General features: G+C 43.4%; 21 protein-coding genes. 10 read left to right on the top strand and 11 right to left on the bottom strand.

Annotated features, from left to right (window positions below):
- Positions 1-7: 7 nt before the first annotated feature.
- Positions 8-691, top strand: coding sequence for an amino acid ABC transporter permease (locus FLK61_RS03545; RefSeq protein ID WP_176008158.1), 684 nt, complete (start codon positions 8-10; stop codon positions 689-691).
- A gap of 393 nt (positions 692-1,084) precedes the next feature.
- Here FLK61_RS03545 and FLK61_RS03540 read toward each other — a convergent pair whose 3' ends face one another.
- A complete protein-coding gene (locus tag FLK61_RS03540) occupies positions 1,085-1,849 on the bottom strand; it encodes an SDR family oxidoreductase (protein WP_430708786.1) in 765 nt (254 codons plus the stop codon).
- 79 nt (positions 1,850-1,928) lie between these two features.
- Positions 1,929-2,855 carry a manganese-dependent inorganic pyrophosphatase gene (locus tag FLK61_RS03535; RefSeq protein WP_176008156.1) on the bottom strand — a complete coding sequence of 309 codons (927 nt, stop codon included), beginning with the start codon at positions 2,853-2,855 and terminating at the stop codon, positions 1,929-1,931.
- A 180-nt stretch (positions 2,856-3,035) separates the two neighbouring features.
- Here FLK61_RS03535 and FLK61_RS03530 point away from each other — a divergent pair, with 180 nt between their 5' ends.
- Positions 3,036-3,869: a VOC family protein gene (locus FLK61_RS03530; RefSeq protein WP_176008155.1), complete on the top strand. Its 834-nt coding sequence runs from the start codon at positions 3,036-3,038 to the stop codon at positions 3,867-3,869.
- Between the two features lie 132 nt (positions 3,870-4,001).
- Here the strand turns inward: FLK61_RS03530 and FLK61_RS03525 are convergent, their stop codons facing one another.
- Positions 4,002-4,256, bottom strand: a complete 255-nt coding sequence (locus FLK61_RS03525; protein ID WP_176008154.1) for a hypothetical protein — start codon at positions 4,254-4,256, stop codon at positions 4,002-4,004.
- Between the two features lie 413 nt (positions 4,257-4,669).
- Between FLK61_RS03525 and FLK61_RS03520 the strand changes: the two genes are divergently transcribed.
- Complete coding sequence (locus FLK61_RS03520) at positions 4,670-5,488, top strand: DUF4397 domain-containing protein (RefSeq protein WP_249777670.1); 819 nt, start codon at positions 4,670-4,672, stop codon at positions 5,486-5,488.
- Entirely contained in the window at positions 5,475-6,266 is a 792-nt protein-coding gene (locus FLK61_RS03515; RefSeq protein ID WP_176008152.1) for a class F sortase, read from the top strand. Before FLK61_RS03520 ends, FLK61_RS03515 begins: the two co-directional genes overlap by 14 nt.
- A 52-nt stretch (positions 6,267-6,318) precedes the next feature.
- Here the strand turns inward: FLK61_RS03515 and FLK61_RS03510 are convergent, their stop codons facing one another.
- Positions 6,319-6,651, bottom strand: coding sequence for a four-helix bundle copper-binding protein (locus tag FLK61_RS03510; protein ID WP_176008151.1), 333 nt, complete (start codon positions 6,649-6,651; stop codon positions 6,319-6,321).
- A gap of 116 nt (positions 6,652-6,767) precedes the next feature.
- Here FLK61_RS03510 and FLK61_RS03505 point away from each other — a divergent pair, with 116 nt between their 5' ends.
- Entirely contained in the window at positions 6,768-7,214 is a 447-nt protein-coding gene (locus FLK61_RS03505) for a DUF2188 domain-containing protein (RefSeq protein ID WP_176008150.1), read from the top strand.
- 317 nt (positions 7,215-7,531) lie between these two features.
- On the opposite strand, the gene FLK61_RS03500 is transcribed toward FLK61_RS03505, so the two are convergent.
- Together FLK61_RS03500 and FLK61_RS03495 are read right to left on the bottom strand one after the other, a co-directional pair.
- Positions 7,532-8,368 carry a 1,4-dihydroxy-6-naphtoate synthase gene (locus FLK61_RS03500; RefSeq protein WP_176008149.1) on the bottom strand — a complete coding sequence of 279 codons (837 nt, stop codon included), beginning with the start codon at positions 8,366-8,368 and terminating at the stop codon, positions 7,532-7,534.
- Positions 8,365-9,003 carry a futalosine hydrolase gene (locus FLK61_RS03495; protein ID WP_249777669.1) on the bottom strand — a complete coding sequence of 213 codons (639 nt, stop codon included), beginning with the start codon at positions 9,001-9,003 and terminating at the stop codon, positions 8,365-8,367. Before FLK61_RS03495 ends, FLK61_RS03500 begins: the two co-directional genes overlap by 4 nt.
- 264 nt (positions 9,004-9,267) lie before the next feature.
- Between FLK61_RS03495 and pgsB the strand changes: the two genes are divergently transcribed.
- The 4 genes from pgsB to FLK61_RS03475 all read left to right on the top strand — a co-directional run bounded on the left by pgsB (position 9,268) and on the right by FLK61_RS03475 (position 14,193).
- On the top strand, positions 9,268-10,518 hold the full coding sequence (gene pgsB / locus FLK61_RS03490) for a poly-gamma-glutamate synthase PgsB (RefSeq protein WP_176008147.1): 1,251 nt from the start codon (positions 9,268-9,270) through the stop codon (positions 10,516-10,518).
- 91 nt (positions 10,519-10,609) lie between these two features.
- On the top strand, positions 10,610-11,059 hold the full coding sequence (gene pgsC / locus FLK61_RS03485; RefSeq protein ID WP_176008146.1) for a poly-gamma-glutamate biosynthesis protein PgsC: 450 nt from the start codon (positions 10,610-10,612) through the stop codon (positions 11,057-11,059).
- Between the two features lie 30 nt (positions 11,060-11,089).
- Positions 11,090-12,364 carry a CapA family protein gene (locus FLK61_RS03480; RefSeq protein ID WP_176008145.1) on the top strand — a complete coding sequence of 425 codons (1,275 nt, stop codon included), beginning with the start codon at positions 11,090-11,092 and terminating at the stop codon, positions 12,362-12,364.
- Entirely contained in the window at positions 12,361-14,193 is a 1,833-nt protein-coding gene (locus FLK61_RS03475; protein ID WP_176008144.1) for a gamma-glutamyltransferase family protein, read from the top strand. Before FLK61_RS03480 ends, FLK61_RS03475 begins: the two co-directional genes overlap by 4 nt.
- A gap of 301 nt (positions 14,194-14,494) precedes the next feature.
- Here the strand turns inward: FLK61_RS03475 and FLK61_RS03470 are convergent, their stop codons facing one another.
- The 5 genes from FLK61_RS03470 to FLK61_RS03455 form a co-directional block, all read right to left on the bottom strand.
- Positions 14,495-15,472 (bottom strand): NAD(P)/FAD-dependent oxidoreductase, encoded by a 978-nt coding sequence (locus FLK61_RS03470; RefSeq protein WP_176008143.1) that lies wholly within the window; start codon positions 15,470-15,472, stop codon positions 14,495-14,497.
- 137 nt (positions 15,473-15,609) lie between these two features.
- Positions 15,610-16,245, bottom strand: a complete 636-nt coding sequence (locus tag FLK61_RS03465) for an FMN-dependent NADH-azoreductase (protein ID WP_176008142.1) — start codon at positions 16,243-16,245, stop codon at positions 15,610-15,612.
- Positions 16,246-16,453: 208 nt separating this feature from the next.
- Complete coding sequence (locus FLK61_RS20150; protein WP_283811880.1) at positions 16,454-16,588, bottom strand: hypothetical protein; 135 nt, start codon at positions 16,586-16,588, stop codon at positions 16,454-16,456.
- A 670-nt stretch (positions 16,589-17,258) separates the two neighbouring features.
- Entirely contained in the window at positions 17,259-17,441 is a 183-nt protein-coding gene (locus FLK61_RS03460) for a hypothetical protein (RefSeq protein WP_176008141.1), read from the bottom strand.
- A gap of 18 nt (positions 17,442-17,459) precedes the next feature.
- Positions 17,460-17,792, bottom strand: coding sequence for a hypothetical protein (locus tag FLK61_RS03455; protein ID WP_176008140.1), 333 nt, complete (start codon positions 17,790-17,792; stop codon positions 17,460-17,462).
- 130 nt (positions 17,793-17,922) lie between these two features.
- Here FLK61_RS03455 and FLK61_RS03450 point away from each other — a divergent pair, with 130 nt between their 5' ends.
- A complete protein-coding gene (locus FLK61_RS03450; protein ID WP_347338981.1) occupies positions 17,923-19,092 on the top strand; it encodes a MalY/PatB family protein in 1,170 nt (389 codons plus the stop codon).
- Positions 19,093-19,268: the final 176 nt, after the last annotated feature.

The raw sequence follows: 19,268 nt of genomic DNA, 5'->3' as shown, positions 1-19,268 counted from the left end.
CTTTTCCATGCGTGACGTTCAGTGGGAGCACATTTTTGACCTACAGCTTGCGATCGATTCGCTTCCATACGTATTATCCGGACTCGGTCTCACCCTACTGATTTCACTCGTCAGCATGGGCTTTGGCCTTATCATCGGATTACTATTAGCCATCGCGAGGGCTTCTGATTATGCTCTGCTACGATGGCCTGCTAGAGTGTACATTTCATTTATGCGAGGTGTACCAATCCTAATCATCTTGTTTTTACTCTATTTTGGATTCCCTTTTATCGGAATTCAGTTTGAAGCAGTTACCGCTGCAATCATCGGCTTTAGTTTAAATAGCGCTGCCTACATGGCGGAGATCAATCGCTCGGCCATTAGCGCGATTCCAAAGGGACAGTGGGAGTCAGCACGCTCACTTGGCTTCTCCTATTGGCTCATGATGCGTCGCATTATTTTGCCACAGGCGTCTCGCATTGCTGTACCGCCGCTGACAAACGTGCTCTTAGACTTAATTAAGGCGTCCTCATTAGCTGCTATGATAACCGTTCCAGAGATTTTTCAGCTCTCACGAATAGTTGCCGGACGCGAAATGGATTATATGACCATGTTCATCTTAGTCGCCTTAATCTATTGGGCCGTATGCTCAGCCATGACTGTTTTACAAAACTATTTAGAAAAGCGTTACGAACGGTATGGGCAAAGCTAAGTGATTTTGGATATAAAAAAGGCGCCGATGTGAGTGAATCGGCGCCTTTTTTTGTTTTGGGTATTTGGGTTGAGGTGGTGCCGGTGGGGAGCGCGGTTCGGTTTTTAACTTGCGCGGTTTTTTCGCTTGTACGCAGTCCAGGCATAGTTTCGCGCGATCAACCCTCTTACTTACGCGATTCCACCTTCAACCTAAGCAGTCCGCCCTTCAACTTGCTCAGTTTTCCCACTTGTACGAGTCCAGGCATAGTTTCGCGCGATCAACCCTCTTACTTACGCGATTCCGCCTTCAACCTACGCAGTCCGCCCTTCAACTTGCGCAGTTTTCCCACTTGTACGCAGTCCACCCTCATTTTCGCGTGGTCTTTACACCACAAACTCACACCAACAAACCTCAGTCCCTAAATCCCCCATCCGAATGGATCGTCTGACCAGTTATCCATTGCGCATCGTCGCTCACAAGGAACCCTACTAGTCTAGCAGCATCCTGCGGAACTCCCAGTCTACCGCTTGGAAACAGCGGCGTGAGCGCATCCTTCACTTGCTCATCCATCCAACCTGTATCGGTCGGCCCAGGATCCACACTATTAATCGTAATACCGCGCTTCATCAAGACCGTTGCAAGTGTATGCGTGAGTGTCTCCGAAGTTGATTTTGTCAGGACATAAGATAGCTCATCGGGCATACGACCTCCTTGATTCCAGCCTGTTGCTATATTAATAATGCGCCCATTTCCATTCTCAAACTGCTTCACAAATGCCTGCGTAAGAAGTGTAACAGCACGAGTATTGATCGCGTAGTGCTCATCTAATGCCTCAGCGGTGATAGAGTCTATCGAATCGTTCACCGATACGCACGCATTGTTGATCAGTGCAGTTGCCGGAGCCCCAAACACATTCGATACCTCAGCAAAGATTTTTTTAATGTTAGAAACTTGAGTCAAATCTGCTTCCATCATGGACGCTCGTTGCCCGAGCTCTTCAATATCTTGTAAAATTGCTGACGGACCATCTTCATCCATGCCATAGCTCATTTGATCATCATACGGTCTGTAATACGTTAAAAAAATGTCATAACCTCGTCTTGCAAGCTCCAAACAAATAGCAGCTCCAAGTCCTTCTCTACGACTAACTCCTGTAACTACAGCTATTTTTGCCATTTTCATATTCACCTCTACTAGTTTTCATGTTTCTAAAAAAGACGGACCTAGAGAAGTACACTCTAAACCCGTCTATCTTTTAAGATAATGCTGAAGTAAGTGGTGGGACAATTTGTTTTTTACGAGACACAACGCCTTCTAAAAGCGCTTCGTGATCGTCGACTTTTACGCCAAACGCCGTTTCCACAGCAGACTCATGCTCGCCAGTTGATAATAAAACGGAGTCATTAGAAAGAATGTCCGTAACTGCAAGTACAAATAGGCCATATCCTTTCTCTTGTACCTCACTTGCCATAGAAGAAAGTACTTCCGTTTTTCTTCCGAGAACGTCATTGGCATCTACCACGTTCACTTGCGCAATTTTGACCACGTGTTCACCCATTGTGAATTCTTTTGCATCCATCGTAAGAATTTGATCGACCGTCGCTTCACTCATGTTAGCTCCAGCTTTAAGTAGGTCAAGACCATACGTATCTAGGTCGATTCCAGCAATTGTTGCTAAATCCTTCCCGGCTTCGATATCCTGCTCCGTGCACGTAGGGGACTTGAACAATAGCGTATCAGACACAATAGCCGAAACCATCAGTCCAGCCATTTCACGTGAAATCTCCACCCCGTTTTCTTTATAAAGCTTGCGTAAGATCGTCGCCGTACAGCCGACAGGCTCCGCGCGATAATATAGTGGCGCTTCTGTCTGGAAATTTGCAATGCGGTGGTGATCGATGACCTCAAGCACCTGCACTTCATCAATATCAACAGCGCTTTGCTGGCGCTCATTGTGATCAACTAGGATAACCTGATCCACTTCACTTGCTACCTTCTCGACAAGTCGAGGTGCTTCTACCCCAAATGCGTCAAGGGCAAATTGCGTTTCTTCTGAAACCTCTCCAAGTCGGACCGCTTCCACATCTTGTCCGAGTTTTTGCTTTAAGTCTGCATACACTAATGCAGATGTAATGGTATCTGTATCGGGATTTTGGTGACCAAACACTAGCACTTTGCTCATTAATAAGACACTCCTCTATTAAGTCATTTCACATGCCCTATTCTACCACTATATTGCTTTACCTGTCATCGGGTGGTGGTACGAATATAAGTGTTATATGTCACTAATATTGCTTGTTTTAGAAAACAAGTTTATACTTACTATTAGTAAGTATATCTTTTACTATTTCAGGAGGTTCATATGAAAACATTTCACGCTCCGCCAGCAACGTTCATTCACGCTGTGACGTTAAAAGTAACTGATTTACGACGTTCTTTAGATTTTTATACGGACATCATGGGGTTTTCTATTTTAGAAGAGAGTGAAGCAACTGCCACATTAACGGTAGATGGAGTAAATCCGATAGTCACTTTAGTAGCTCCTGAGAATGTAACCAAAAGGCAGCCAAACACTACCGGTCTTTATCACATAGCGTATCTGTTACCAGACAGAGCCTCGGTCGGACGATTACTTACACATATCGCTGATAAAAAATATCCATTACAAGGGGCTTCGGACCATGAGGTGAGTGAAGCTGTGTACTTAGCTGATCCAGATGGCAACGGCATTGAGTTTTATGCGGACCGCGATCCTGCTAAATGGGAATGGCAGGATGGACAAATCGTTATGGGAACTAATCGCTTAGATGTCGAAGATATCTTGCAGGAAGCAGGTAGTGAGCCTTTTGATAAACTGCCTTCTAACACGATTATTGGACACGTGCATCTTCAGGTTGCTAATTTAGAAGAAGCAGAACAATTTTACCGAATGGTTGGTTTTGAGGTTGTAACGAGATACGGCGACTCTGCCGCTTTCTTATCAACAGCATCTTACCATCATCACATCGGACTAAATACGTGGGCAGGTACTGATGCGACCATTCCACCATCTAATGCGACCGGGCTTGCTCATATCGAAATAGCTTTCCCTAACGAAGAGGCCCTCATGGAAGTGTATACGATGGGAGAGGAAATGGAGAATCAATCTATCGTCGATCCCGGTGGCACGAGAATAAAGCTGAACCTGGCGAAGTAGAAAGGTACGGTAATGTTAAAAAAGTGTTCTTTTTTCAAGAAAAGGCTGGGACAAATTGTCTCAGCCTTTTCTTTGTGAAAAGACGTCGTGTGGTTTATGGGGAATCGTTGCTCGATTTTCCATTTGTGGGTTTCAATTATCCGGAATTGCATCTAGATTATCCGTTCGAAGCCCTCTATTAACTGGAATCGCTACTTCATTATCCGTTCGCGGCACTCCATTATCCGAGAACGCTACTTCATTATCCGTTTGCGGCCTTCCATTATCCGAAAACGCTACTTCATTATCCGTTCGTGGCACTCCATTATCCGGAATCGCTACTTCATTATCCGTTCGCGGGCCTCCATTATCCGGAATCGCTACTTCATTAACCGTTCCCGACCTCACATTAACCAGAATCTCACCTTAATTACCCTGGTCACCGACATCGCCTCCTTTACCATCAACTATTCTTTTTCAATCGCCTTGTACAAGATACTCACCGCAAAATGGCAATATTTTCAACGCATTCTTTTAGATTAAGTGCTCATAATACAACGTGTACGTATATATAATGTACAACTTTTGGACTATCTAGTCAGAATAAATAGGAAAATAGATGTTTTTATTTTTACACCCGAGGGTATAAAACGTAATAGTGCCAAGGGTTTTGTCTAGGACAAAATTCGACACAAAAAAATTATTAGATTAATCAGGTTTTTATTTTTGCCTTTTCGGCTAAACAAGTTGTACAATCGTTGTGCATAAGTAATACACCTATGTATAACGAGTGCATAATAAAATTTAGGGAGATGATTGGTTTGAAAAATTTTAAGTGGTTAGTTGCTAGTCTCGTGTTCATTTTAACGTTTGGCACTATTGCTACAGGCGCTTTTGCACATGATCACGTTGATGGCGAAAATGCAATGGTACGAGTTTTTCATGCTTCCCCTGATGCACCAGCAGTAGACGTATATGTAAATGGTGAGGCAGCTGTTGAAGGTGCAGCATTTAAAGACATTACTGATTACTTAGAATTACCTGCTGGCGATCACGATGTCGCGATTTTCCCAGCTGGTGAAGGTGGCGAGGGTGACCCTGTCATTGAACAAACATTAACAGTAGAAGCAGGAATGTTTTACACAGTGGCTGCTACTAACACATTAGAAAACTTAACTTTAGAAGCTTTTGGCGATGATAATATGGTAGGCGAAGGAATGACAAAGGTACGTGTAGGACACGTAAACCCAGGTGCTCCTGCGGTTGACGTTGGTTTAGTAGGTGGCGACTCTTTATTTGAAGGTGCGGAATTCTTTGCTGTTACAGATTATCTTGAGTTAGACCCAGCGACTTACGATCTTGAAATTCGTGCAGCTGGAACAACTGACCAAGTATTAGACCTTTCTGGTACAGCTTTAGAAGCTAACATGGTTTACTCTGTATACGCTGTAGGTGCTGACGTAGATTCATTAGAAGTAGTTGTTGTTGCTGACGAAGCACACGCAATGCCTTCTGACATGCCACAAACTGGTATGGGTGGAGCTTCTGCACAGTCTAACTCTACTCTTCCATTACTACTAGTACTAGCTGGTGGTGTGGTAGCAGCGGTTATTTTTCGTAAGAAGCTTGTCACTCAATAATTTCATAAACAAAAAACTGTTTTTACTAGCTCCTTTCCTTCTGCTTGCAGCTTGTGCAACAGAAGGAGAGGAAGCTTCTTTATCTCAAGATCAAGATACCGCTTCAAACGTTAGCACAGACATGGAAGAAGATGACCCCTCTTCCGATGTCTCGAATGATGCAAATGAGGTCTCTGTTTCAGAAGAAGATGTAGAGAATGAGTCAAATTCGGACTCTATTGATCAACAATCTGCTTCGAGTGAGGCAAACACTGAAAATGACTCCTCCTCGAACGTCGTCGAAGCCGAGCCTATCCGATCTGTTTTAGGTGGTACCTCTCGAGGAATTACGCCAACAAAGATTGAAATTCCAGCAATTAACGTGGATGCAGTCGTAGATGGCGTCGGGTTAGAGCCAGATGGCGCGATGTCTGTTCCTGATGATGGTGACACAGTTGGCTGGTTCAACCGCGGAGCCAAACCAGGAGCACAAGGTAATTCCGTATTAGCTGGGCACGTAGATGACTTAACAGGTCCGGCAATCTTCTTCGATTTAAAGGATCTAGAAGCTGGTGACGAAATTATTATTACCGGTGAAAACGGAGATGTCCTTACCTTTCAAGTAATGGGAAAGGAGTCATATCCATATGACGACGCCCCTATTGACCTTGTATTTGGTGGTACATCATCTCGTAATTTAAATTTAATCACATGTACTGGAGAATTTGACCGGAACGTAGGCACACACCGAGAACGATTAGTTGTGTTTACGGAATTAGTTGATGACTCCTCTGTTTAGTAAAATGAAAAAGACCTTCCCTTTTTTGGTAGTAAAGGGAAGGTCTTTTTTATTATGCTGCCGTAAATTTCTCACATAGTTCCGCGCATCGATAGCAAACCTCTGCACACCTTTTGCAATGATCATGGTCATGCTGATCGCACTCGTCTGCACACGCCTTACAGATCGTTGCACAAGCTTGAAGTAGCTCTTCCACAAACGGGGTATCTCGTGCAATGGCTCCTTCTACATACTGGCAAAAATCTGCACATTCTCGATCTAGTCGAATACAGTTGCGAACCATCTCTAGATTTTCTTCCTGCAAGCATTGATCAAAACAACGATTACTTACCTCCATGCATTCATGTAGAACGCTTAATAATTCTTGCTTTTGTCCGCTATCCATATGATCACTCCTCCTGTGTAATAATTGCCTTTGCCCGTTTAAGAAAACATGTAAACGTTTGAACTTCCAAATGACAGGGAAAAAGATGCATAAATTATTCATTAGGAGGAAGACAAATGCCTTGGTCAATGAACAATTATCCTAGCTCATGGAAGAATTTAAAGGATCTAGTTCGAAAAAAAGCCATCGATATTGGTAACGCCATGCTGACTGATGGATATAAAGAAGAAGACGTCATTCCAATTGCAACCGAACAGGCAAAGAAATGGTACGAAGACGCTTCAAAAGAAGAAAAGCAGGAGCTCGAAAACAAATCTACCCAAGATTTAACGTCTCATTCTAAAAACTCCAGCAGTAATCCCGAACTGAATGAGAAAGGTGTCCATGTTGTTTCTCACGATAGTGGTTGGGCGGTCCGCTCCTCCGATGCGAGTCGAGCGTCGGGTATTTTTGATAAGAAAAACGAAGCTATTGAGCGCGCGAAGGAGATCGCGAAGAATAAGGGCACATCCGTTGTGATTCATAAACGTGACGGGAGTATTCAGCAAAGCTATTCCTATTAATAGTGGTTATATTGAATAGAGGCATACCCAGATTGGGAATGCCTCTTTTGGTTAAAGAGGGTCGCGCATTTTTTTACTCTGCGCGGTCCGTGCTTTGACTCTCGAGGTTATCCTCTTCTTTTGCGCAAAGGTGAAATCCTCCTATATGGGCCTTCTTTCTTGCAGGGGTTGTGATGAGGAATTTAAATAGGAAGCGTTTTGCGTCAGTGAGCTATATGAACTTCACGCATAACAAAAAGTATCGTTTTTTATCAATTCCTAAATAACAAAAAAAAGCCCAAACACGTTCTATAACGTGCCCGGACTCACCTTCCTCTCTATTTAACCGACCATAACTCCTCTACTTCAACCTTCGGCAACAGACCCTCCGCCGCTGCTCTCACCAATAACGATTCCACTGCTTTTCGGCCAGTATCACCTAAGTCCATAGAGAACTCGTTGACATAAAGATCGATATGCTGACGAGCTACATCCGCTGACATCTCTTGTGCATACTCCATGATATAGTCGTTTGATTCACTTGGATTTTCGTAAGCATAGGAAAGGGAAGCTTTGATCCACTCCTCCAACTGCTTTGCGTCTACGTCTTTACGCGCAATAATTGCTCCGAGAGGGATTGGCGTGCCAGTATCCTGCTCCCACCAGTCGCCAAGGTCGACGAGCTTTGATAACCCATAATTCTGATACGTAAAACGAGCTTCATGAATAACAAGACCTGCATCAACTTCCCCACTTTGCACAGCAGGCATGATATCGTCAAATGACATCACGATAATCTCGCTCCCATGGTCTGGAACCTGTTGGCGCAACCATAGACGGAAGAGCAGGTAAGCAGTTGAACGATCGCTCGGTACCGCAATGCGCTTTCCTTTTAGGTCATCAAACGACTTCTCCCCATTTATTAGCACAAGAGGGCCACAGCCTCTACCTAGTGCACCGCCACAAGGAATCAATTGATAGTTATCTAACACCCACGGCAATGCCGCATACGAAATTTTCATCACTTCGGGACCCCGATTTTCAGCCGCCCAGTGATTCGTCTTATCAATATCTGCATACGTCACTTCCATCTTAGGTGCACCATCGACCTTCCCGTGCACGAGTGCATGGAAGATAAATGTATCATTTGGACATGGTGAAAAAGCTATCTTCATGAACTAAGCTCTCCCTTCATTACTTCTGCTACTTTTTTTAGTGACTGCAAGGCATGGTCTAATCGCCATGCACCTTTATCTCGTGGACCAACCATATTGGAGATTGTTCGAATTTCTAAAAAATCCACATCGAATAGCGATGCGGCTGTTGCAACGCCCGCTCCCTCCATTGCTTCAGCAGCTGGATCAAACCGCTTTGCTAACAAAACTTCCGTTTCTTCTGTTCCAGTTGCTGTCGACAAAGTAAGAATTGGTCCTATATGAGCTGGCACGGCTGCTTCGATCGCTTCTTTTAACGATTCCGCGTGAGTTGCTACTTCAAACCGCATCTTGCCGAACCCTAAATCCTCGACTGTTTTAAAGCCTTCCCCTGATTCTGCCCCTAGATCTGCGCTGATACTTTCACTTGCGACAACGCAGTCGCCTATCCTTGCACGTCCTTGGAATGCTCCAGCTACTCCCATGTTAATCACAAGATCATAACTTTTTTCCGCTAACAGCTTGGACGTTCTTGCTGCACTTTCCATCGGTCCAAAACCGCACAATTCGACATCTATGTGACGAAAATCGGATAAGCCTGTTAAAACCGCTTGTCTTTCTGCCTCTACAGCAGTCACAATTAATATGTTAGTCATTATTAAAAACCCCATTATTAAACATTTTGTTAATTAATTTGATTATTTACCACTTATGGATAAGGTCACACATTCTTTTATAATCATCGTAACTTTACCATACTACTCCATTAAACCGCAGTAGAAAGCCTTTTTTATCGATCCTGTGTAAAAAAGCGTTTTCCCATAAAGGATTAAGGGAATAGACAGACGAAACTTTTTCTCTTATAAATCGACAAATTCGTATATAATAGAAACAGTGTGAACTTTCGTAGGAGGTAAAGCATGAGCGAGTTACTTTATTTAAGCCTTCTCGCCGCAGTTGTCCTATTTATAGGCTATCGCGAGCGACAAAAACTGGATCGACATATCGACAAAATTCCGACCCGTATACTTGTAAACGGGGTTCGAGGAAAGTCGACTGTTACACGGCTGATCATGGGAATTCTCCGTGAGGACAACCAACGTGTAGCTGGTAAAACGACAGGTACCTCACCTCGTCTTTTTTATTGGGACAAAATTGAGGAAGAACCGATCACAAGAAGCCTTCAAGGTCCAAATATCTCTGAACAAAAAATCATGACGAAAAAGGTTGCGAGCCGTGGCGTTGATGCCTTCGTGACAGAATGTATGGCTGTTAATCCCGAATATCAGGATGTATTCGAAAAACGATTTGTTAAACCAAGTATTACAATTATAACAAACGTTGTCGAGGATCACTTAGATGTAATGGGTCCGACAATTGAGCAAATTGCAGAAGCATTCGCTCGTACCATTCCTAAAAACGGCTATGTGATCATGCCTAAAAACGATCATACCCGTTTTTTCAAAAAAGCAGCGGAAGCAAGAGGTTCTCAAGTGATCATTGCTGAAACAACTGGCATTGAGGAATCATACTTAAAAGAGTTTCCTTACATGATGTTTGCAGAGAATGCCGCAATCGGATTTGCCGTCGCGGACATTTTAGGAATTGATCGTACTGTTGCAAGACAAGGTATGCTCCGCGCACCTGTAGATCCTGGCGCAATGCGCGTCCATCAATTTGGCGAAGAAGGGCAAAAAACATTCTTCTTCAACGGATTTGCAGCAAACGATGCCACATCCACACTCAACATTTGGCAAAAGATCTTAGACACAAACTATCCTGCAACTAACCGAGTTGTCATGATGAATTGTCGAGATGATCGTGTTGACCGAACTATTCAGTTTGCTAAAGACGTGTTGCCTCATATGGAAATTGATACTCTTATTCTAACAGGTAAAAGCGTCAGTCCAATCCTAGATGCTCACGAAGAAGGTAAGCTTCAAGTAAAAGAGATCATCAACCTCGAGAAAAAGAATACTGGCGAAGTGATGCGCACGGTGCACACGCTGCCTGCAAGTAGTATCATCTATGGCATCGGTAATATCCATGGTGGCGGGCAAGAGATTGCCAATGCGATGGAGAAGCTTGATGAGACAGAAGCAAAACCTAAGCTGGATTTACCTAGCTTAAAACGACGCTCTAAAAAGCGCGTATTAGTTGAACAGCATTAATATGAGTAAGGGGCTGTCCTAAAAAGCTTCGTGGGACAGCCCCTCTACCCTGTAAACGTATAATAGATTTTATTCAGAGGAGCTGGCTAATTTGTTTGGTACGGATTTATATATTGCCATCGTTGTAGGCGTATTGCTCTCCCTTCTTTACGCCGAAAAAACCGGGATTGTTCCTGCAGGACTAGTTGTCCCAGGATACTTAGCACTTGTATTTGATCAATTGAATTACATCATTGTAGTAGCTGTTATCAGTTTACTTACATATTTAGTGGTCACACAAGTAATAGGAAGATTTACTGTTTTATATGGAAGAAGAAAATTCGCAGCGATGCTAACTGTCGGTGTGCTTTTAAAAATGGCCTTTGATTTCGGCTTCCCTCTCACCCCATTTGAAGCCTTCGAGCTCAGGGGAATTGGTGTCATCGTTCCAGGACTGATTGCCAATTCGATTCAAAAACAAGGTGTGTTACCAACCTTCTCAAGTACGTTTATCATCGCGTTTGCGACCTTTATTGTCATTACGGTGTACCACTTATTCTAAAATGCAGAGTCTAAAGTAGGTGAAATCAGTATGAACGACAAGTTAGATTTTAAAGATAGATTAAAACTAATGCAGGTAAACCATAAGAAAAAAGCACTGCCGCATTCTCTTATTGCCCTTGCAATTTTAGCTGTCCCTTTTTTGGGTCATAATATTTTTGCTAATTCTACCGTCCCAACTGATACTAGACCAGATGATGTGACGTATCGTATGTCCATGGTTGGCGATATGATGCTTGGTCGTCACGTAGCAGACGCCGCTAGACAAGCAAACGAACCAATCGACCGTGTGTTTAACTATGTAACGCCATTTTTTGAGGAATCTGATTATGTAACAGGCAACTTTGAGACGCCTATTATTGATGACAGCATTCCTGAGATTGAGGCAGAAATTGAAGACGCCGAGCTACACAATAAGGATATTCACTTATACGCAACCCCTGATGCAGGTGATGCACTAATCAATGCTGGGTTTGATTCGGTTACCCTTGCTAATAACCATATGCTTGATTACGGCGACCTTTCCTTACAGCAATCCCTCGACTATTTCCGCGATGCCGATATTGATATTATTGGTATGGGAGACGCAATGAATTTATCGGAAGAAGAAATTGCAGAAGGTGCGATCGATGCAGCTGGAGTTAAAACATTTGAGTTAGATGACGATACTCGAGTTGGGATTTTAGGCTTCACCGATGTTTTCGTCCAAGGTTTTAGCGCCCAGGACTTTGTTGGTGGTGTCTTTACACGCGAATACGCTGGTTTAGGTGAGCTACGTAATCGATTAATCGAAGCGAAGCTCCCTGAAGAAGAAGGCGGCCTAGGTGTCGACATTATGGTCGTCCATATTCACTGGGGCGATGAATATCAGATTGGGTCAAATGCCGAACAAGAAGAGCGAGCTCAATATCTAGCTAACTATGGGGTGGATATCGTAATCGGACATCACTCTCACGTATTAGAGCCTGTTACAATTTTAGAAGGTTTTGAAGGCAATCGTATGCTATCGATGAACAGCTTAGGTAACTTTGTCTTTGATCAAGGTTGGACACGTACGAAAGAATCCGTTATTGCTCAGCTTGACTTTTTAGACAATGGCTCTAAAGAGCTTTCCTTTGTCCCAATGTTTTTAAACCAGTCACAGCCACAAGAGACAGCCGGTATCATGAAGCCTTATCGAGACTTCCGTATTTTCCGCACGCTACGTAAAGAGCTCCCAAGAGAATTGTGGGAGGTTCGCGATGGTCGTCTTGTTATTGATTTAGATGCGGCCGGTATTTTAGAAGGAGTGGATGTCACGCCATGAATTACAGACCCTATTTAAAGCTTACGCACCTTGCTGCAGCAATCGTGTTTGTAGGTCTTGTTGCGTGGAATTTTTATTTCCAATCAGAGTTCGACCCGTTTAGAGAACCATACTCTGGTGCTGATTTTCAAGAAAGACAGGTAGCGTCCGTTGATGTCACTCCTGAAGCTTCTCCAGAAGAAAATAATGAAAATACGACGAACGTAAACAATGAACCCGAGCCCCAGTCCGCTGGTGTTTATGGAGTTAGTTCCGTTCACCCGTTAGCTGCTGAAGTTGGAATGAATATCATGGAAGAAGGCGGTAATGCTATTGATGCTGCAATTGCTGTTTCTTTCATGCTAAATGTTGTTGAGCCTTATGGATCTGGTATTGGTGGAGGTGGATTAATGCTTGTCCACGATCCTGAAGAGGGTCCATTAAGCTATGACTATCGAGAAGCCGCTGCTGAAAGTGGCGCATGGCCAGAGCGTGGTATTGCTGTTCCTGGCTTAGTCCGAGGCATGGAGCGCATTCATGAGGAACACGCCAACTTAGACTGGGCTACTTTAATACAGCCTGCTATTGATGTTGCACGAGAAGGCTTTCAGGTGGGTGCTATCTTTAATCAGCAAACTGGTAATGCCGTACGTTACTTAGCAATGACAGACGCGGAGCGAGAGATTTTCTTCCCAGGCGGTCAAGCATTAAATGTGAATGACACGCTCGTACAAGAGGATTTAGCTCAAACGCTAGAAATCATTCGAGATCAGGGAGCTGACGGATTCTATGAGGGTCCGATTGCAGACATGCTATCGTCTGAGCTTGCGTTCACTAGCGAAGATCTTGCAGCCTATGAAGCACAGTCTGTCGAACCAGTGTCCGCCCAAGTTGGCGAGCAAACAATTTATGGAGGTCCATCTCCATCATCTGGTACAGTGGTGGTTCAAGCCCTGCAAATGGCAGAGCAAATTGACTTATCTCAAGCCTTCCCTGAAGTTGAATTCCCAGAGGGAGTTACGGTAGGGAGCTTAATTAATTATCCGGAATTACAGCATATTTATATGCACATCATTAATGAAATTTCAAAAGTGACATACTCAAGCAGACTTGATACACTTGGTGATCCAGCATTTGATGAGATTGATCACAGTGAATTTACAAATGATGCATATATCGATGAGCTTGTTTCACAAATTTCATTAAATGAGATTTCAGATGCAGATGTAGAGTTATTTGATTCTCCAGCTGAAGAAGCTGATTCTAGACATACAACGCATTTTGTTATTGTTGATGATGAAGGTCGCATGGTTTCTGCAACGCACTCGTTAGGAGAATTCTTCGGTTCAGGTATTTATAAAAATGGGTTCTTCTTAAATAACCAACTGAATAACTTCAGTGAAAATGACGAGTCGATAAACCGCTACGAGCCAGGTAAACGTCCACGAACCTTTGTTGCTCCGATGATTTTTGAAGAGCAAGGAAAGCCTGTATTAGGGCTAGGATCTCCTGGTGGACGTCGAATTCCAGCGATGGTATTCCAAACAATTATGCAATATAATCACGGCTTTAACGATGAAGGTGATCCATTTACGCTTCAAGAAGCAATTGAAGCACCTCGTTTTTATAACGAGGATGAAGTAGTGTATACGGAGACAGAGCTATCACCAGAAGCCGCACAGCAGCTTCGTAGTATGAACTATTCCGTTGTTACACACACCTCCCCACTCTTCTATGGTGGTATTCAAGGTTTAGGACTCGTCCTAAACGAAGACGGCCAAGTTGAGAGTATGTACGGTGGAGGCGACGCACGTCGAAACGGAGCATGGCAAATTGGAAGTGCAGATTAAGACTGTTTATACGGTCTAAGGAAGCATCACATGTCTAAGCATTCTTTGCGAAGACATGTGATGCTTTTTTTATGTCCAACTATCAGGCGTTTTCGTCAGATAGGTCTTCATGTGTGCCTAGTAACTGTACTTAGTATCCATCACCTCGATCTTTATAAAAAGCTAGTTAAATCAACTACCTGCCAACAAAATGAACTCTCCGCTTTTAACAAAAAACGATCCTCAGAAATAACCTTTTTATCATTTCTTAAACAAGAACAAAATCAAAAGCCACTACCCGCGGGCAGTGGCTACATGTTGTTTATTCTTCAGGTAAAAAGTATCTGTTTACGGCTTCTCCTACTTCAATTCCCGAGAGGATCGCACTCTCTACTCGTGTGCGTCCACTTGAGTCATCAGATCGAAGGAAGCTGTCACCAGCAATATATAAGGGAGCTCCTTTAATAAGCTCCATATACGGCTCGTCAAGCTTCGAAATAGCCTCGGCATAGCGCCATCTCTTTAACTGTGCTGACACCACCTCAGGTAGCTCTAATTTCGCAACCTGTTCTTCTATCATTTGCATCACGTTAGTGTCCTCCCAATCAAAGCGCTTATCTGACCATTCTCCTGTCATATAAACGGAAAGAAGCGGTGTATCAGAAATGCCCTTTTGATCGTTCGCAATCACTTTATCAATGCCTTCAGGTAAGTCACTATCTAAGATGCCACTGTCCCCAACTGTAAAAGGCTCTTCTAGTTCAAATAGACCGACAAAACAGCTGTGAAAAGCAGATGTTCGGAGTACGTCTGCCACTTCGTCGTCTAGAACATCTACGCTATTTTCTAGAAGCTCAAGGGCTTGAGGCACTGGCGCTGTCATGATCATGGCATCGCACATGTATAGCTCGCCATTATCAGTTCCGATTGTCACGCCGCCCTTCGCATCGTATTCGGCATGGACAACTCGCTCATCGAGTATCACCTGTAAGTCTTGGCTAAGGTCCTTTGCAAGACCATTCATTCCGTTCGGCGCCATGTACCTTGGATGATCGTCGCCGAACCATCTACGCACAATCCCTTGCTTCTCCCAATCCTCAACGAGGGACTGTAGCGTCGTCGAACGTACGGTAAAGAATTGCGCACCGTGATCCGCGCGCCCTCCGTTAATACGTCGTGTCGCAAGTCTTCCACCAACACTTCGACTCTTTTCTATAATAAGCGGCTCATGGCCAAGTTCTTGTAATACTCGTGCGGCAAAAATGCCTGTCAATCCACCGCCAATAATTGCTACCTGCATCGACAAAACCACCTTCCTACGCATTGTGATTCCCTTATTGTAGACTCTTACTCTACAAAAATCACTTCAAATGCCTTTTTTACAGAAAAAAAAGAGACTACCCTCTGAATAAGAGGATAATCTCTTTCTTAAATAACTTAGAATGTTGTACCTAACTCTTTTGCATTCTTTAGCGCAGCTTCTTTAATTTCAGCTGCTTTGTCTGGCATTGCATTGTGCCCTTCGATGAATAGCGTCTCAAGTGTTGGAACGCCGAAGAATGCCATAATTGTCTCAATGAAACGGTGACCCATTTCCATTCCTGCAGCAGGGCCTTCGGAATAAACGCCTCCACGCGCTTGAATGTGTAGCGCTTTTTTGTCTGTTAATAGACCAATTGGTCCTTCTTCTGTGTACTTAAACGCCTTACCAGCAACAGCTACAGCGTCAAGATACGCCTTCATTACTGGTGGGAAGGAGAAGTTCCAGAGTGGTGTTACGAAGACATATTTGTCTGCTCCGTTAAACTGCTCGCTTAATTCGTTTAAACGACCAACTTTCTTCTGCTCGTCTTCTGTTAGTTCTGCAAAGTTCTTTCCTTCGCCAAGCTTGCCCCAACCGCTGAATACATCTGCATCTACAAATGGAATATACTCCTTAAATAGGTCGATGTGAACAATCTCGTCAGACGGGTTTGTTGCTTTGTAGCTATTTAAAAATTCGTTACCTGCAGCTAGGCTGTAGGAAGCTTCTTCTGTTAATGGGTGTGCCGTGATATATAATACTTTAGCCATTTTACATAATCACCTTTCTGTGAGAAAAATTTGTGTACGTGCTTGTTTGTGATTAATTGAGCGAACTAAAAGTTCAACAGTTACGAATTATAATGTACTCTCTATTAGTTAGCAAGTGGTTATACGTAATTTAGTGAGAAAGTAAGAGGATATTGCCAAATTTGAGCATAAAAATAGCGATGCTTCCTGGAAGCATCGCTTTCATATGTTATTTTTGATAAGGATTAACTGAAATATTTTTACGTACATCAGCCGTCACCTTTGGCGTAACGGGGTAAGGCGGTAAAATCACATGCGCAGCCGGATTCCCGACTCCTGTATAATATGGTGGGTTTTTTACCATTGACAGCGCCTCCATCCTATATAATGTAAATATAGTATATCGTATATCAGGGTGAATGAACAGTCATTTTTACATGTTTTTTGAGATTTAGTAGGATTGTGTTCACGCAGGAGGCATTTTGTTAGTAAGGAGAGCTTGGGAGGGGTAGTTGGGGGTGATTTAATTGTATGTCTGTATTGGTATTTGGATTTTGGGTAAATTTTATGTTCTTTATTAGGGGGTTATGGGCTTTTTGAAGCTCCGTTACGTTTTTATGTTCCTCGTTCTGGATTTATGTGCCTCGTTTTAGAATTATGTTCCTTATCTCAGTTTTATGTGCCTTATCAAGATTTTATGTGCCTTATGCAGGAGTTATGGACTTCGTGCTACTCCGTTACGTTTTTATGTACCTCGTTTTAGATTTATGTTCCTTATCTCAGTTTTATGTTCCTTATCAAAATTTTATGTGCCTCATGCAGGAGTTATGGACTTCGTGCTATCCCGTCACTTTTTTATGTGCCTCGTTCTGGATTTATGTGCCTTATCTCGGTTTTATGTTCCCCGTTTTGAATTTATGTGCCTCATCCAAAACTTATGGACTTCATGTAGTTCGCACTCCATGCAAACCAAATTGCCACGACGCATACAAAAAAGCCCCTTCACCCAAGAAGGAGCTTCGACGCAATTCAGATTAAGCTTTATTTTGCTGCTTCCCTGCGAGTTTTCTGTCCGCGCGAAGTCTTCTAAACTGCACAATAAAGGAAGCTACGATAAATGCTAGTCCTACGTAAACGAGCCAAGGTAGTTCGTTTGCGTTCCCAATAAATAATACGATTAGCCCCACTAATGCTAAAACTGCCTGTAATACTCTCATGCTTGCTCCCCCTCTATATTAAAACAATATCACAATGATAAGTATGAGATACGATGCTACTACAGCTGCGATACCGAAGGCAATGAGCCTCTTTGTCCATACTTGCGTTAACGGCTTTTGATCCGGGAACACGCGGCGTTGTAGCTTATTGCGGTATAATACCGTCGTTAAGCTTAAAAGTCCTGCCACCTGAAGGATAAAGAATAACCTCCCTAAGCCAGCGCCATCAATAGCGTCCATCCCACCTGCTGCCATAATCATGAATGTATTCACAATGCTATATAAAATAAGTAGTCCCGTTAAAAGAAAGACTAGCTTTAAAAACTCTAAAAACCATGTACCATTATTCACAAGACCCCTCCTCCACGACTATTGTACCAAAAAAGAAGCGTCAAGATAATGCAAAAAGCACATTGGTTGGGCATCGCCCACATCCTTTGATAAACTTGACAACGTATATGATTAGGAGAGGATGACGAACATGCACTTCTTTCAAGAATTTATCGAACGGAAAAACACAAATTCGGTCAAATGGGATGCCGTAAAAACCTTATACAAATCCGACACCGAGCTCCTGCCTATGTGGGTTGCAGATATGGACTTCCGCCCTCCAACTGCTGTCATAGAGGCACTGCAGGAGCGTATCACTCATGGCGTGTTCGGCTATACACAAATTCCAGATAGCACTCATCAAGCTATCAAAGATTGGTACAAAAACCGCCAAAACTTCGAGATCGAGACGGAATGGATTACCTACAGCTCTGGCGTTGTGCCATCTATCGGCAAGACCATTCAAGCGTTCACTGAGCCTGGCGAAAATGTGGTTGTACAGTCACCAGTTTATACACCGTTCTTTTCGATGGTAAAGGATAACGGACGCAATGTCGTCAATGTTCCTTTACATGAAGCAGACGGGAAGTATTCGATTGACTTCGAAGCACTGGAAGAAGCTTTTAAAAATGATGCCAAGCTCTTCTTACTTTGTAGCCCTCATAACCCCGTTGGACGCGTTTGGACACGTGAGGAGCTACATCGAATCGGGTTACTTTGTGTGCAATACGATGTCATCCTTGTTTCTGACGAGATCCATGGCGATTTAGTATTTGAGCCACATAAGCAAATTCCGGTTGCGTCTATCTCGCAGGAGATCGCGAATCAAACGATTACGCTGATCGCACCGAGTAAGACGTTTAATTTAGCCGGCTTGCAAGCATCGGCCATCATTACTCCAAATAAGAAGCTACGCTCGAAGCTACAAAAAATCGACCGCTCACAAGGCTTCTTCACATTAAACTTAGCGGGTATTGCTGCAATGGAGGCTGCCTACTCACACGGAGAAGAGTGGCTAACCGAGCTTCTTGATTACCTTCACGGTAACGCTGAGCTTGTTAAATCCTTCATTCGAGCAGAGCTACCAGAGCTATCTATGGAGCTGCCAGAAGCAACGTATTTACTGTGGATCGACTTCCGTAAGCTCGGTCTATCTGATGAAGAGATAATGGATCGTCTTATTAAGAAGGGGAAACTTGCCCTAAATGATGGAAAGTCCTTTGGTGAAGGTGGATCTGGATTTATGCGAATGAACATTGCTTGTCCAAGGGATACGGTTGCAGAAGGGCTTAAACGACTAAAACTTGCAGTGCGAGGATGATCGGGTACGTGCGGCCAACCTGTTTTAGCGTAAATGTGAATTGTTTTATAAGAGAAGGCACTAGGCTACGAATCATAGCCTAGTGCCTTTTTTAATATAGATTTCTTTTATGTAGTTCGTGAAGCTTTTCATACGGTTCATTCTTCCCTCATACGGTTCATTCATTTCACACCATG

Origin of the sequence: Paenalkalicoccus suaedae (assembly GCF_006965545.2) — a bacterium.
Classification (GTDB): Bacteria; Bacillota; Bacilli; order Bacillales; family Salisediminibacteriaceae; genus Paenalkalicoccus; species Paenalkalicoccus suaedae.
Note: the sequence above shows the minus strand (reverse complement) of the source record. Positions and strands in the feature narration are given on the sequence as shown.